General features: G+C 56.7%; 14 protein-coding genes and 1 tRNA gene. 8 read left to right on the top strand and 7 right to left on the bottom strand.

Annotated elements, in window-relative coordinates:
* The first annotated feature begins 1 nt into the window (after position 1).
* Positions 2 to 625 carry a hypothetical protein gene (locus IF205_RS15575; RefSeq protein WP_259780275.1) on the top strand — a complete coding sequence of 208 codons (624 nt, stop codon included), beginning with the start codon at positions 2 to 4 and terminating at the stop codon, positions 623 to 625.
* Here the strand turns inward: IF205_RS15575 and IF205_RS15570 are convergent.
* Positions 622 to 1245, bottom strand: a complete 624-nt coding sequence (locus IF205_RS15570) for a TetR/AcrR family transcriptional regulator (RefSeq protein WP_259780274.1) — start codon at positions 1243 to 1245, stop codon at positions 622 to 624. The genes IF205_RS15575 and IF205_RS15570 overlap by 4 nt on opposite strands.
* 86 nt (positions 1246 to 1331) lie before the next feature.
* Here IF205_RS15570 and IF205_RS15565 point away from each other — a divergent pair, with 86 nt between their 5' ends.
* Complete coding sequence (locus IF205_RS15565; protein ID WP_259780273.1) at positions 1332 to 2729, top strand: DHA2 family efflux MFS transporter permease subunit; 1398 nt, start codon at positions 1332 to 1334, stop codon at positions 2727 to 2729.
* A gap of 232 nt (positions 2730 to 2961) precedes the next feature.
* On the opposite strand, the gene rpoH is transcribed toward IF205_RS15565, so the two are convergent.
* Both rpoH and IF205_RS15555 read right to left on the bottom strand, forming a co-directional pair.
* On the bottom strand, positions 2962 to 3864 hold the full coding sequence (gene rpoH / locus IF205_RS15560) for an RNA polymerase sigma factor RpoH (RefSeq protein WP_259780272.1): 903 nt from the start codon (positions 3862 to 3864) through the stop codon (positions 2962 to 2964).
* A 145-nt stretch (positions 3865 to 4009) separates the two neighbouring features.
* Positions 4010 to 4975 (bottom strand): RluA family pseudouridine synthase, encoded by a 966-nt coding sequence (locus IF205_RS15555; RefSeq protein WP_259780271.1) that lies wholly within the window; start codon positions 4973 to 4975, stop codon positions 4010 to 4012.
* A 32-nt stretch (positions 4976 to 5007) separates the two neighbouring features.
* On the opposite strand from IF205_RS15555, the gene IF205_RS15550 reads away from it, so the two are divergent.
* The 5 genes from IF205_RS15550 to IF205_RS15530 all read left to right on the top strand — a co-directional run bounded on the left by IF205_RS15550 (position 5008) and on the right by IF205_RS15530 (position 10125).
* Positions 5008 to 5361, top strand: coding sequence for a hypothetical protein (locus IF205_RS15550; RefSeq protein ID WP_259780270.1), 354 nt, complete (start codon positions 5008 to 5010; stop codon positions 5359 to 5361).
* Positions 5358 to 6383, top strand: coding sequence for a threonine aldolase family protein (locus tag IF205_RS15545; protein WP_259780269.1), 1026 nt, complete (start codon positions 5358 to 5360; stop codon positions 6381 to 6383). The genes IF205_RS15550 and IF205_RS15545 overlap by 4 nt, the downstream gene beginning before the upstream one ends.
* A gap of 80 nt (positions 6384 to 6463) precedes the next feature.
* Positions 6464 to 6539: transfer RNA gene (locus IF205_RS15540), tRNA-Glu, on the top strand.
* Between the two features lie 195 nt (positions 6540 to 6734).
* Positions 6735 to 7922 carry an amino acid aminotransferase gene (locus IF205_RS15535; RefSeq protein ID WP_259780268.1) on the top strand — a complete coding sequence of 396 codons (1188 nt, stop codon included), beginning with the start codon at positions 6735 to 6737 and terminating at the stop codon, positions 7920 to 7922.
* A 196-nt stretch (positions 7923 to 8118) separates the two neighbouring features.
* Entirely contained in the window at positions 8119 to 10125 is a 2007-nt protein-coding gene (locus IF205_RS15530) for a methyl-accepting chemotaxis protein (protein ID WP_259780267.1), read from the top strand.
* A gap of 70 nt (positions 10126 to 10195) precedes the next feature.
* Here the strand turns inward: IF205_RS15530 and IF205_RS15525 are convergent, their stop codons facing one another.
* Positions 10196 to 10891 (bottom strand): GntR family transcriptional regulator, encoded by a 696-nt coding sequence (locus tag IF205_RS15525; protein WP_259780266.1) that lies wholly within the window; start codon positions 10889 to 10891, stop codon positions 10196 to 10198.
* 100 nt (positions 10892 to 10991) lie between these two features.
* A complete protein-coding gene (locus tag IF205_RS15520; RefSeq protein WP_259780265.1) occupies positions 10992 to 12158 on the bottom strand; it encodes a caspase family protein in 1167 nt (388 codons plus the stop codon).
* Between the two features lie 285 nt (positions 12159 to 12443).
* On the opposite strand from IF205_RS15520, the gene IF205_RS15515 reads away from it, so the two are divergent.
* Entirely contained in the window at positions 12444 to 12818 is a 375-nt protein-coding gene (locus IF205_RS15515) for a hypothetical protein (RefSeq protein WP_259780264.1), read from the top strand.
* Positions 12819 to 12889: 71 nt separating this feature from the next.
* Here IF205_RS15515 and IF205_RS15510 read toward each other — a convergent pair whose 3' ends face one another.
* Together IF205_RS15510 and IF205_RS15505 are read right to left on the bottom strand one after the other, a co-directional pair.
* The gene (locus IF205_RS15510) at positions 12890 to 14410 is read right to left on the bottom strand and encodes an alanine/glycine:cation symporter family protein (protein ID WP_259780263.1); all 1521 of its coding nucleotides are present in this window, start codon (positions 14408 to 14410) and stop codon (positions 12890 to 12892) included.
* 56 nt (positions 14411 to 14466) lie between these two features.
* Positions 14467 to 14901, bottom strand: a complete 435-nt coding sequence (locus IF205_RS15505; RefSeq protein ID WP_259780262.1) for a universal stress protein — start codon at positions 14899 to 14901, stop codon at positions 14467 to 14469.
* Positions 14902 to 15143 lie beyond the last annotated feature (242 nt).

The raw sequence follows: 15143 nt of genomic DNA, 5'->3' as shown, positions 1-15143 counted from the left end.
GATGGCAAAAGCTGGCAAAAAAAAGAAGACTACCGCAAAGGGCAAGCCGTCGGTCTGGCCGCGTCTGACGATTGCACTTGTGATTACGATTGCTTTGGTCATCCTGTTCCCTGAAACCGTTGTGATCTTCGTCGCCGGTATGATGCCGACTCTTGTCGCCCGCGTGGTTGACCGCGCGCCCCAGAAATATGCAACCCTGACTGTCGGTTATATGAATATCGCGGGCTGTTTCATGGTGGCCCTGGAGATGTGGATCAGCGGCGATTCCTCCTGGACCAAGGCGATGTCCCTGCTGGGCGATCCGCTGAACTGGTTCATTATGTTCGCTGCCGCCGGGGCAGGGTGGGGATTGTATTTTTCCATTCCGCCGGTGGTCGCCTCCTATATGAAGGTCAGTTCCGAGGCCAAGCTGAAAACTGTAATTGAGCGCCAGCAGAATCTGGTCAAATTGTGGGGCAAGGAAGTGCGCGAAGACGCGCCGGAAATTCCTACTGAACTGGTCACCGCCGCAGAGGCGGTCCGCCGTGGCGATGCCCTGAAGGAAAAACAGGCACAGGCCAAGTCGGGAGGTCAGGCGGAAAAGGCCGAAAACATGCCGGCTGAAGAGCAGGAGAAGGCGGGCTAGCTGCCTTTTTCGGTGCTTTGTCTCTGAAACAATTCGTCGATATGACGGGTCGCCAGGGCGACGGCTCCATCCGCATCAAAAAGGCCGACTAGAAGACTGGTCCCCAGGCCGTGGCAAAGGGCTACAAGGCGTTTTGCCTCAAACGCCGGATTTATACTGGTGCTGATCTCTTCATTCTCGCGCCCCTGGGTTAATCGCTGTTCTATCTGCTGCATGAGGCGTTTCGGCCCATCGAGAAAAGGCTGCTTTGCGATTGTCGTATCGGTCTGCGCAAGGATCACAAAAGATGTCCAGACCAGATGAAAGATGCGGCTTTCCGGGTCGCTGGGAAGGGCTTCCCGTATGAAGGTGAGAAGATAGTCCCGCAAGCAATATGGCGTTGCGAGTGCGGCCAATCGTTCGTCCCAGCGGTCATGGCTGGCCTTTTCCAGATGGTGCAGGGCCGCCTGCATCAATGCTGCCTTGTCATCGAAATAATACTGTACCGACCGCAAAGAGACGCCGGCCTCCTGTGCCACTGCACGCAGGCTGGCTTGGTGCATGCCCTGGCTGGCGATCAACCGTATCAGGCCTTCTATTATTTGTTCGCGGCGTTTGTCATGGTCGACGATCTTGGGCATCTGCGCCTCTTGTGACTGTGATGTTTTTTATGATACGATTGTATCATATAAGAGATGTTATTCAAATAAATCAATGAGGTGCCCCGGTGTCTCAGACAGATGAAAAACGGGCTGCATTACCGCCTATTCCAGCCCGGTTATGGAAGGTTGCGGCTATCAGCGGTGCCGGTGCCTTCATGGCGATGTTGGATTCCACAGTTGCCAATCTCGCTGTAGAAAGCCTGCGGCAGGATTTTGGAACATCATTGTCGTCGGTCCAGTGGGTCATAACGGGATATCTGCTGGCACTGGCTTTCTCGCTGCCTGCCGTAGGGTGGTTGGTGCGCCGTTTTGGATGTGGTCGTGTGTGGCTTGCCGCCTTGGCGGGATTTGTTCTGACGTCGGCCCTTTGTGCTCTTGCCCCGAATCTTTGGCTATTGATTGCTGCGCGATTGCTTCAGGGACTTGCTGGTGGTGTCCTTGTGCCTGCGGGGCAGGCAGTAATCGGAAAGGCCGCAGAGCCACGCCAGCTAGGCCGAATTATGGGCTCCCTGGGGTTCGCCGTGGCTTTGGGACCGGCCATCGGACCTTTGATCGGTGGCACCATTCTCGGCACCCTGTCGTGGCGCTGGATATTTGCCATGAATATCCCCGTTGGCTGTATCGCCCTGGTTCTGGCGCTTCGACATATTCCGCCGGGGCAGGGTGACAGGTCCGCGTCGCTGGATTGGTGCGGGCTGCTCATGATCGGAACCGGGTTGCCGCTTGTTCTAATCGGGGCGACGGAGGCTGCGATGGCCGGACCGGCAGTGGTGTTGGCGATGGCATCAGGTGTATCGTTGATTGCAGCCTTCGGATGGCGGACAGCACGAATTGGAGAGCCGCTGTTGAATCTTGCGCTGCTGCAAGGGCGGACGTTTCGTGCGGCTGTTGCGGTTGCGGGGCTGACGGGAACGAATATGTTCGCAGGCTTGCTTTTGCTCCCCCTCTATTTCCAATTTGTGGTTTCGGACGATGTTATGGCTGCCGGAATGATGTTGTTCATGATGGGGCTGGGCGCGGCGCTGGCTTTGCCTGTCTGCGGATTGCTGACGGACCGCTATGGGGGAGGGCGCGTTATCGTCGCTGGTGCTCTTTGTTTGATCGTGACGATAATCCCCTTCATGGGCGAGACGCCGCCGTCCCGGTCGTTGTCGTGGGGATTGCTGTTTCTGCGTGGTGCAGGTCTGGCATTGGCGCAGATGCCAGCAATGACGATGGCCTATGCGTTTGTTCCGCAGAAGGAAATGGGCGATGCGGCGACATTGGTGAATATCCTGCAGCGCCTTGGCGGGGCTGTGGGGGCAATTATCGTTGTGTTGCTGATGGCGGAAGGCGTTGATCGGGGCGGTTTGGACCATGCCTTTCTGTTTTTAATGGCTATATCGGGGATAACTCTGGCGGCCTCAGCTTTAATAACTCTGTCCCCGGCAATTTATGAAAGCAGGGGGCGGGAGCGGCCATAAAAAAGCCGGATGAATATTCATCCGGCTCAGACTGCTGACAAAGGTCAGGCGTCAAAAAATCAAGCAAGATTCCCTGAACGTTCCAGAGTCAAAGGGTGAACAAACAGGAATCAAATGCCCAATTTCCACCATGAGAAAACCCCCTGCTCAAAAAACAGGGGGTTTTTCATCAATCTGAGCCGGATGAATATTCATCCGGCTTTTCTCTGTCTTATGCGGGGGTGTTTAGGCCTCAGACGCCTTCCTGGAGCGGCAGTTTGCGTTCAACCGCAGCATTGCGCATGGCCTTTTGCAGCTTTTCAAAGGCACGGACCTCGATCTGACGGACGCGCTCGCGGCTGATGTCGTATTCCTGGCTCAATTCCTCAAGGGTCTTGGCCGGGTCGGACAGGCGGCGTTCCTTCAGGATGTGACGTTCCCGCTCGTTCAGGGACTGCATGGCATCGGCCAGCATATCGCGGCGGATCGACAATTCCTCGGAATCGGCAAGCAGGGATTCCTGGTCGTCGGATTCATCCTCCAGCCAGTCCTGCCATTCGCCATCACCATCCCCATCGGCACGCAACGGTGCGTTCAGGGAGTTGTCGGACCCTGCCAGACGGCGGTTCATATTGATGACGTCCTGTTCCGGCACGTCCAGTTCGGTGGCGATCTTTTCAACCGTTTCCGGGTGCAGGTCACCTTCCTCAAAGGCCTGAAGGCGGCCTTTGATCTTGCGCAGGTTGAAGAACAGTTTCTTCTGCGCGGCGGTGGTACCGATTTTAACAAGCGACCAGGAATGCAGGATATATTCCTGAATGGAGGCGCGAATCCACCACATGGCATAGGTTGCCAGGCGGAAGCCCTTGTCGGGGTCAAAACGTTTGACCGCCTGCATCATCCCGACGTTGCCTTCCGAAATCAATTCGGCGACCGGCAGGCCGTAACCGCGATAACCCATCGCGATTTTTGCCACCAGGCGCAAATGACTTGTTACCAGTTCATGGGCAGCTTCACGGTCCTCATGTTCACGCCAGCGTTTGGCCAGCATGAATTCCTGATCCGGATCCAGCATTGGAAACTTGCGGATGTCATCCAGATAGCGCTGAAGGTTACCTTCAGGCGTGAGGGCCGGCAGATTGGGCATAGAACTCATGACGCTGTATCTCCCCTGTAGAGTGATCGGTCTGTTCGATCATAGGACATATATTGGGGCGCGGGATCATAATTTCAATACCTGAACGATCATTCTAAAATGTGGCGAAATTATGTCCTTCAATGGATTAGAGTATATACTCAATTTATTCCAATGAACAGATTAAGTCTTTCAAATCTTTGGGTAGATCGCTTTCGAAACGCAGATTTTCGCCAGTGATCGGATGTTCGAATCCGAGCACGGCCGCATGCAGGGCCTGGCGTTTAAAATCACGGACAAACATTTGTGCCGATTTGGATAAGGCATTCATCCGGGCCTTGGTCGGGCCGCCGTAAACGGGGTCGCCGATCAGCGGATGGCCGATATGCGTCATGTGGACGCGGATCTGATGGGTGCGCCCGGTCTCCAGTCGGCATTCGACAAGCGATGCCGCCAGTTTGAACTGGCGTTCCATCTTGTAATGGGTCACCGCCGGTTTGCCGCCGCTTTTCACCACGGCCATTTTTTTTCGTTGGACCTTGTGGCGGCCGATATTGCCCTGGATGGTGCCCCGGCTCGGGTTTGGAACGCCCCAGACGACTGCCTTATAGGCGCGTTCGATATGGTGGACCGAAAACATCTCGCAAAGCCTTGTATGGGCGTCGTCCGTCTTTGCCACGACCAGCAGGCCGCTGGTGTCCTTGTCGATCCGGTGGACGATGCCGGGCCGTTTCACCCCGCCAATGCCGGACAGGCTGTCGCCGCAATGGGCCAGCAGTCCATTGACCAGCGTACCCTCGTAATTGCCAGGGGCCGGGTGGACCACCATCCCGGCGGGCTTGTCGACCACGATCAGGTGATCATCCTCATAATGGATATCGAGGTCCATTTCCTGGGCGACCACATCCAGGGGTTCGGCGGAAGCAATGGTCAGCACCACCGTCTGTCCGTGTTTGACCCTGTGTGACGGGTCCGTTATCGTCCGCCCGTCAACTTCGGCCCCTTCGTCATAAATGATTTTCTGGATACGGTTGCGCGACAGGTCGGGCAGGGCCAGAACCAGATAACGGTCCAGGCGCATGCCAGCGTGGTCCTCAGGGACTGTCAGTGTTTGTGTTTCAACCTCATCCATAGCGAAGGGCCTATACAAGGCGGGTATGTGCAATGCAAGGAATTAAGGCGCTTGTCATCTTCATGGGCGTATTGATCGTGGCCGGAATGGTGGCTCTGGTCTACGGTATGATATCCCAGGTCGGCAAATTGTCGGACAAAGATACGTCCGCGTCGAAAACAGTCATTTCGACCGGGGAGACACAGCCTACAAAAACAAGAACATTCGGGACGATGTCCGCGCCTTTGCCAAGAGGGGCGGAAATTCTGGAAACCGATATCTCCGGAATGGTGATGACCCTGCGTTATCGCACACAGGATGGCGTGCAGGAGATTCTCGTTCTCGATCTTGGCGCAGGCGAGAGCCTGGGGACCGTAAAGTTACAGCCGGTGGGAGGCGCAGAATGAATTTTTGTTCGGACAACACGACGATTGCCAATCCGGAGATCGTCCAGCATCTGGCGACTGTCAATCAGGGCGGCGAGATGCCTTATGGCGCGGACAGCGTCACCGCACGCCTGAAACAGCAGCTCGTGGACATCTTCGAATGCGATCTTGAGATTTTTCCTGTTGCCACGGGCACGGCTGCCAATGTGCTGTCCCTGTCTCTTCTGACGCCGTCCTTCGGCGCGGTACTGTGCCATGAGGAGAGCCACATCAACGTGGATGAGTGCGGGGCGCCGGAAATGGCGACCGGCGGGGCGAAGTTGGTGCCCATCAAGGGCGAGAATGCCAAACTGACACCGGCGGCGATCCAGGAGGTGCTGGACGCCGGGTGGACGGGCGTCGTGCATCATGTGCAGCCATCCTGCGTTTCCATCACCCAGGCGACCGAATGCGGCACCGTCTACTCTGTGGATGAGGTTAAGGCGATTGCCGACCTTGCCCATGCAAACGGCCTGTCCGTGCATATGGATGGTGCGCGTTTCACCAATGCCCTGGTCAGCCTGGGGTGCAGCCCTGCGGAAATGACCTGGAAGGCCGGTGTGGATGTCCTGTCCTTCGGCGCGACCAAGAACGGTGCGCTGGCGGCGGAAGTTGTGATCCTATTCAACAGGGAAAAAGCAAAAGAAGCGGGCTTCCGGCGGAAACGCGGTGGCCATCTCTTCTCGAAGATGCGCTTTCTGTCCGCCCAGGTGGAAGCCTATCTGACCGATGATCTGTGGCTGCGCAATGCCAGACACGCCAACGCCATGGCAGCCGCACTTGCCGAAGGGCTCAAGGATCTGGGCGAGGGCGGGCTGCTTTATCCCGTGCAGGCCAATGAGGTATTTGTTTTCCTGCCCGGGCCGGTCGCCAAGCGTCTCAATGATTCCGGATTTTCCTTCTATGAGTGGCCGTTGGGCGGGCCGGATTGCTATCGTCTGGTAACGGCGTGGTGCACGAAAGATGAGGATGTCCGCCGCTTTATCGAGGTGGCGAATAAATAATTTCAAAAAAGTGAAAAATAGGTCTTGTCAGGTCGGGCGGGAGACAGTAGAAACCCGCTCGTCCGAGAGACACTGACGATGTCCCGTTCGTCTAGAGGCCTAGGACACCGGCCTTTCACGCCGGCAACACGGGTTCGACTCCCGTACGGGACGCCAATTCTCGACTTGACCGCCCTTCGGGGCGGTTTTGTCGTTTCTGGCCCGATTTTCCCCGTTCTGCATAGCCGATTACCCTTGTCGGGTAATGCTCCCGAGGGGGTCGTTTCACGCCATAAATTTTTTGTTTCTTTTGCAACTAATTCCGTGTTTAACAGGGCGAAGAGTAACTGCGTTAATGCGGGAGACGAGTATATGTTTGAAACGCTGAAGCCTGCGCCGGGTGACAAAATTCTGGCCCTGATTGCGGCCTATCGGGAAGATACGCGCCCGGACAAGATTGACCTGGGTGTGGGCGTATATCGCGACGACAAAGGCGCGACCCCGGTTCTGCGCGCGGTCAAGGAGGCGGAGAAACGCCTTTGGATCGAACAGGACAGCAAGGCCTATCTGGGGCTTTTGGGCGATGTCGGTTTCAATGAGGCAATGGTCGGCCTCCTGTTCGGGGCAACGACGGTTACGGAACGTGTTCGTGCGGTTCAGGCACCCGGCGGCAGTGGTGCTTTGCGTATCCTGGGTGAGTTGATTGCCCGGGCGAACAAGGATGCCACTGTGTGGCTCAGCGATCCGACATGGCCGAACCATGGGCCGGTCATGATCAATGCGGGGCTGAAAACGAAAACCTATCCCTATTTCGATGCTGCCAGCGCATCCGTCAGGTTCGATGCGATGGTCGAGGCGTTAAAGCAGGCGGGGCCGGGCGATGTGGTGCTTCTGCATGGTTGCTGCCATAACCCGACCGGGGCCAATCTTACGATCGACCAGTGGCAGGTTCTGGCGGACCTCGCCGTGGAACGGGGCTTCCTGCCCTTTATCGATATTGCTTATCAGGGGTTCGGAGATGGCCTGGAAGAGGACGCGGCGGGCCTGCGTCTGATGGCCGGACGGGTGCCGGAAATGCTGGTGGCTGCGTCCTGTTCGAAGAACTTCGGGCTTTACCGGGATCGCGTTGGCTGTGCCATGCTGATGGGGGCCAGCGCGGAGCAGGCCAATGCCAGCCTGAGCCAGTTGACCTCGGTCACACGCGGGTCCTATTCCATGCCGCCGGATCATGGGGCGGCTGCAGTGCGTATGATCCTGACCGACCCGGCGCTTAAGGCCGCATGGTGCAAGGAACTGGACGAGATGCGGAACCGTATGTTGTCCCTGCGCCAGGGGCTGGCCGATGCATTGCGCCGTGGTAGCAACAGCGACAAATACGACTTTGTTGCCGAGCACCGGGGTATGTTCTCCCTGATGGGAACCACATCGGATCAGGTGCGTCGCCTGCGTGAGGAGTTTGGCATCTATATGGTGGATGATGGTCGGATCAATATCGCGGGCCTGCCGGAAGACCGGGTGGAATATTTCGCAAAGGCGCTTTTGAAAGTTTGCGGCGACTGATCGTTGCTTCCGATTGGATGAGTAAGGGGGATGGCCTGTGCCATCCCTTTTTTTTTTAAGAATTGCATTCTGTTAAGCGGATTTTAAGGCTCGTGGGGCTAGTTTCGCGAAACGTTTGCTTAGGGCGACGTGTGGATTGTCGTGGCTGGACGGTCCAGCGTTCCGGGGGGGCTTCTGGATGTGAAAAGAGGTCACGATGTCGTTTCTTGCAAACTGGAGAATATCCCAACAGATCATGCTGATTGGTATATTGTCGCTGGTTGGTTTCCTGCTTATCGGTGGTGTGGTGTTTTTTGGGTCCATGCGGCTTGGCAGCTTGCAGGACGAGCTTAGCCTGCACACCAAGGCACGCAATCTCACGCAGTCGATCAAATATGAATTTTTGAACGAACGCCGTCGCGAGAAAGACTTTCTGGCGCGCAAGGACATGAAGTACGCCAACGCGCATACCGAGATTTCCAACAAAATCCATCAGGAGTTGGGGGAACTGGAAACATTGCTGCGCAGCCACGAAGGCGCGATGTCCGACTTCCCGCAAATTCACGCGGAAACAGCCAATGCCGTTGCAGAAATTGGCGCGATCGAGACGTCTTTCGACGACTATGTCACGCAATTCCAGCAGATCGTGAAATCCTGGCAGGCGATGGGGCTCAACGAAGAAGAAGGCCTTCGGGGCACGTTGCGGGATGCCGTTCACGACGTGGAAGACCGTCTGAATAAGCATAAAAAAGACAACCTGACGGTGACCATGCTGATGATGCGTCGCCATGAGAAGGATTTCCTTCTGCGGCTGGCGGATAAATATGTCGGACGGATGGATGACCGGCTTTCGGAATTTACCAAAGGACTGGTCGCCTCCGATATTCCCGATGCCGAGAAGGCGGAAATCACCAAGCTTATGCAGTCCTATCACGACGGTTTCAAAAAACTGGCGGCGGCACGATTGGCGATCGTCGAAGAGGAAACGAAGTTGAGCGAGATATTCGCCGTCGCCGAGCCGAGGCTTGAAAAACTGGTAGGCGAAAGCGAGGCGGCATATGTGGCGGCGCTGGATGCCTTCAATGCGACAAGCCGCACGGTTAACCTCATCGGTGCCGTGACCATCGTGGTGGTGATCATCGTTGTTTTGCTGCTGTCCACCTTGATCGGTCGTGGGATCAGCCGTCCGGTTGTTTCCCTGACGAACGGGATGGCCTCGTTGTCGGAAGGCAACCTGGAGGTCGATATTCACGGGGAAAGCCGCAAGGATGAGGTGGGGCGTATGGCCCAGGCCATGCGGATATTCAAAGACAAACTGATTGAAAACAGGCGGCTGGAAGAAGAACAGGAACGTCAGCGGGCGGAGCGGGAGGCCCGCGTGAAGCGCGTGGAGGATCGCACGCAGCGTTTCGACAACTCCGTCAAGGATGCCATTGTCGAGGTTACGGGCGCGCTTGCCTCCATGGAGGAAACCTCCGGGATCATGTCTTCTGCCGCCACGGAAACGGACCGCCAGTCCACTGCGGTCTCCTCGGCCTCCCAGGAAACCTCGGCGAATGTGCAGACCGTTGCCGCCGCAACCGATGAATTGAGTGCTTCAATCACGGAAATCAGTGGTCAGGTCGCCAAGGCCTCTGAAGTTGCCAGCGAGGCGGTATCCCAGGTGCGCCGCACCAACGATACGGTCAGGACCCTGGCGGAAGCATCGCAAAAGATCGGACAGGTGGTCGGCCTGATTACCGAGATTGCCGAGCAAACCAACCTGCTGGCGCTGAATGCCACGATCGAGGCCGCCCGTGCCGGTGATGCCGGTAAGGGATTCGCAGTCGTTGCCGAAGAGGTGAAAAGCCTCGCACAGCAGACAGCACGGGCGACGGATGAAATAAGCAGCCAGATCGGCGGCATTCAAAACGAGACTACCGGGGCGGTTTCGGCGATGGAAGGCATCGTCAATACCATCACGGAAATCGATCAGATTTCCAGCAGCATCGCTGCGGCGGTTGAGCAGCAACTGGCGGCGACCAATGAAATTTCACGCAATGTGGACCAGGCCGCCCATGGTGTGGACGAGGTTACCAGCAATATCCAGGGTGTGGCGGCTGCGGCGGAACAGACCGGCAGCGCGTCCAATTCCGTGGTACAGGCCGTGGAACTGCTGCGCAGCCAGTCGGATCGCCTGCAGCAGGAAATCAACAGCTATATCAGCGATATCAAGGCTGCGTGAGTTGTACGAGGGAGAGAGGGAAGGGGCGGCTTTCAGGCCGCCCTTTTCCTTTGCCTGATGCCTGATCGGGTCAGGCGCTCTTCTGGGCGAATTCGCTGTCCGGCATGCGGTTGACGCCGTCCAGGATGTCGAGATGGATCGCCTCTGTCAGCGCATCGGCATCTTTGGCCTCAATGGCGCGCAGGGCCGCATGATGCTGGTCTTCGACCGTGCCCAGGCCGGTGCGCTTCTGTGCCAGATACAGGAAGGGGCCGATCTGCAGCCACAGGCTTTCGATCAATGGCATGATCACTTCGGAGGTGCCAGCCCGGTAAAGCGTGAAGTGGAACTCCATGTTTTTCCGCAGGTAAAGTTCCACATCGTCCAGGCGGATGCCTTCATCCACTTCCGAATCGATAAAGCGCAGCCGCTCCAGCATCTTGTCGTCCAGATGGTCTAACGCCCGGCGTGCGGCCAGGGGTTCCAGGGCGATACGGGCGTCCGCCAGTTCGCGGTATTTTTCTGCCGTCATTTCCGGGACCGCGACGCGCCGGTTCGGCAGCAGGGCCAGCGCCCGTTCGGCCACAAGGCGGCGCAGGGCTTCGCGTACCGGCATGGGGCTCGTGCCCAGCTCTTCGGCCAGGCCACGAATAGTGACCGACTTGCCGGGAATGAAGCGCCCGGTCATGATGTCCAGCCGAAGGCGCTGGTAGACCTGTTCCTGAAGCGTAAGGTGGTCCGGGCGGTTACCGCTGATCAATTGGATGGCATCCGTCAGGGATGACATGAAGCATATTCTCCAAAGCAAACTAACAAAGATATCTGCCAATGTAGAACGGCTGCTATGTGATCACAAAGAAAAATGCGCATCGCAGCAAAAATGCCGGTCAGTCGCGCCGGAGGCCGGGCGGTATCCAGCCTTGCTTCTTTTTGTCATCCCGTCTTTTGGCGGATTTACGCTGTCCCGGCGGGGTCCATTTCTTTTTCTTATCCTTCGGGAGCCAGGCCTTTGTTGACCGTGGAGGTCGTTGTTTCCAGGCTTGTTTTACCCGTTTCTCCGGAACGGCGTCCCTGTCGGGAGCCCGGATGATAATGATGGGCTGTGGCGGCGGTAGTGGTGTTACGGCTGTTTCCACCGGCTGGATGTCCTGACTGTCTTCTGTCGGGTCCACCTTTGCCAGTGACGGCGTCAATGCCGGTCGTTCGGCGAAGGTTCCGCCGTAAGAGGCCTGCGACAGGATTGTGTCGCCATCACCATAGAGGGAGGCAATCTGCTCTCTGCCATAACTGCGGCGGGCGGCATAGGTCATCTTGTCGTCCAGATACAGCTTGGCTTCCCGGGCCGTGACCTTGCCATCGGCGTTGCTGTCGGCGGCACCATAAAGCGCGTCCAGCAAGTGATTTGTAAACAACCCGTAGCGGGCCGTCAGGTCCCAGGAGGCGAGCTGTTCACCGGTTGCGGCGGTCAGCACCGTCATGCCATCACCCGCGCCGGGCAGGGCCGGACGGACAAAAACGGGAGAAGCCGCATTCAGCAAAGGCCCTCCGGCACTTTCCCCGGAAAAGCATGAATCGAGGAAAACGGTAACCGATCTGGTATCCAGGCTGCCGAGATTTTTATAAAGAAGGTCGATGGGGTAACCGTTGATCTCCGCCTTGTCGGCATTGGCATCCACCGGCAGCAGATAGCCGCGGCCATCGGTGAGGCCGGGGGCGCCGTGGCCCGAATAAAAGACGGTCACGTCTGATGAACCATCGGGCCGGATATACTGCCAAACCTGGCCCTTATAGCTGCGCTCGTTGCCGAAGATGGCTTCGAATTCGGCCTTCCCGGCATCGCGCAGATCAATGATATTGCGCTCCTGATATCCGAGGATATCGGCAACGAAGCGGTGCATTGCTTCTGCGTCACGATCGGCAAAATCCACGCCGGGGATACCGTTTTCATATGTCCCGTTCCCGATGATCACCGCGACACCGTTCTGGTCGGCCCGTGCGGTGAGGGGCGTGGCTGCCAGGACTGTCGATACAAACAGCGGAATGAGACGCTTCATTATGGTACCTGTTACAAAATACTTAAGGTCGCAATTTTAACCGAACCGGACCTTGGAGGGTAGGGCTATGAGAGGATTGGCAGTCAATTGAGCGAGAGAATTTTCGACATGACTGCGTTCGTAGTAGGGCAGGATTAGCCTCTGATGTTACTGCGTTAGGTCTGAGACTTAATTTTGAAGGCGTATCGAAAAAATACATATGTAGTGATCTATGGAATTTACATGTGAATCATTTCGTTGGATAATCGAAAATATAGTTTCCGGCATGAACAGCGGAGGACGGCCATGAGTAAGGACATCCAGGCACAAGCCATCATGATGAGCCTAGAGCCCCTGTATAAAAAGGCGGAAGAGGAAGGCTTGTGGTTCTACCATGAATCACAGGAATCCGGCGAGATTTGGGCGTCACCCAGCTATCTGAGGCATATGCAGTCCAAGGGCCGCATGATCTGGTCGCCGGAACATTGGGAACTGCGCAATCCCATGGGGTATATGCGCCAGATTCATCGTAAAGCGTCGGAGCTGATCGAAGAATATAACGAACTGGCCGCACATATGCATATTCCCAAGGTACTGCTGTTGGAAAAGCAGAATATGAAGCCTGACGAGGAATATACAGAGCCGCAGGTTGTCATCAATGAAGCGCCGACGACGCATTAGGTGCAAGTAATCAATAAAAAAAAGGCCCGACATTGTTTCGGGCCTTTTCCCTTTGTATCAAGGCGTTACTCTCAGGCTTTTGCGTATTGCCTGATCTCACCGGATTTGACGCGGCGCATATAGCCGGTCAGTTCCCGCTTCACCACCGGCATCAGCAGATAGAGGCCGATGATGTTGAAAATGCCCATGGCGAAAATCATGCTGTCTGAAAAGTCGATCACCGGACCCAGGCTCATGGAAGAGCCGATCACGACGAAGATACAGAACAGCAGCTTGAAGACAAGGGCGGAACCTTTCGTTTCCCCGAACAGATAGGTCCAGGCCTTCAGGCCGTAGTAGGACCAGGAAATCATGGTGGAGAAGGCGAAAAGAATGACCGCCAGTGCCAGGATATACGGGAACCAGCCATTTACACTTTCAAAGGCCAGCGACGTTAGCGCCACGCCGGACACGCCTTCGGTGCCCAATGCGCCGGTGATCACAATGACGAGGGCCGTCATGGTGCAGACGACGACAGTGTCGACAAAGGGTTCAAGCAGGCCGACGAAGCCTTCGGTCACGGGTTCCTTGGTGCGGACGGCGGAATGCGCGATGGCGGCCGACCCGATGCCTGCCTCGTTGGAGAAGGCGGCGCGTTTGAAGCCCTGGATCAATGCGCCAACCATGCCACCGGCAATGCCTTCGCCGGTGAAGGCGCCGTCGATGATCTGATGGAAAGCAGCGCCGATCTGGTCAAAGTTCATGGCGATGATGACTACGGCTGCCAGCACATAGAGAACGCCCATGAAGGGGACGATCTTTTCCGTCACGCGTGCGATGGATTTGAGGCCGCCGATGATGACCAGGCCGACAACAGCCGCCATGATCAGGCCGAACAGCCAGCCGCGCCCGAAGAACAGGCTTGCCTCGCCGCCGGTCACGTTGACGAACTGCAGATAGGCCTGATTTGCCTGGAACATATTGCCGCCGCCCATTGCGCCGCCGATACAGCAGATGGCAAAGCCCACTGCGAGCACCTTGCCCAGGCCGGTTTTCCCCCGTTCGGCCAGGCCTTTGGACAGGTAATACATCGGACCGCCGGAAACAGTGCCGTCTTCATATTCGTTGCGGTATTTCACACCCAGCGTGCATTCGGTGAATTTGGAGGCCATGCCAAGCAGGCCCGCCAGGATCATCCAGAAGGTGGCCCCCGCGCCACCGATGGTCACCGCAACGGCAACGCCTGCGATATTGCCCAGGCCGACCGTACCGGAAAGAGCGGTTGCCAGGGCCTGGAAATGAGAGACCTCACCGGCATCGTCCGGGTCGGAATATTTGCCGCGCACCAGGTCGATGGCGTGACCGACCCCGCGGAACTGGATGAAACCCATGTAAAGGGTAAAGACCGTGGCGGCCAGGACAAGCCAGCCGACGATCAGCGGAAATTGTGTGCCGGCGACCGGCACGGAATAGAAGATGACGGAGACCACGGCATTGGATACCGGAGAAATCCAGTCATTGATGGCGGCGTCGATGCCCTGCTCCTGCGCATGGGCGGCGGTGCCGGTCACCATGCTAAGCATGGCCAGCGCCAGTGCCAGAAAACGTGTCATAAAGAAATACCCCTATCTCTTTCTTCGTACTGATGGCTGTATGGTGGAGGTGGCCGTTACGGCACCACGGTGACGGCCACGGGCGCCGCCTGAACCAAAGCCATCTGAACCGAGCCGAAAAGGCGGCTGGTGAGATTGGACGACCCCCCGGTCCGTCCGACGAAGATTTGCTTTGCATCCAGTTCTTCGGCCAGTTTGCAGATCGTCTCCGCCACATGGCCGTACCGAATGACGGCTTCGCATTCGATACCCTCGGCCCTGACGCGTTCGACGATCGGGTTGGTGATTGCTTCCGCGCGGGACAGCTCCTCCGTCCGGCGTGCATGGCGTTCCGCCAGTTCGTCCGGGGTCAGAAAGCTGTAGGGAGACCATTCCAGAACATGGACGAGGTCGATTTTCGCATTGGTCAGCTTTGCCCTCTCCAAAGCAAATACCAATGCCCGTTCCGAGCCCTCGCTGGCATCGGTGCCAACGATAAAGACGTCAGACATTTTTTAATCCTTCCGGTTTATTTGACGGGAAGTGACGGTATTATAATAGTGTTTGTTGGTCCGTCGGGGCGCTGTCTAAACAACTCTGCCGGGATTAGCAAGGCATCTAATCGAAATGTTGCGCTGCAGCGTGAATGATTTTTCAAAAATTTCGTTTGAGGCGGGGCAGATAGCATTTCGCAAAAAAAATCGACAATGTTGACGTTTCATGACCTGAGACAAAGCAAAGCACATAATGGTTC

Source organism: Aestuariispira ectoiniformans, from assembly GCF_025136295.1.
Taxonomy (GTDB): Bacteria; Pseudomonadota; Alphaproteobacteria; order UBA8366; family Aestuariispiraceae; genus Aestuariispira_A; species Aestuariispira_A ectoiniformans.
The sequence above is the reverse complement of the archived record's forward strand: the minus strand, read 5'-3'. Positions and strand labels throughout refer to the sequence as shown.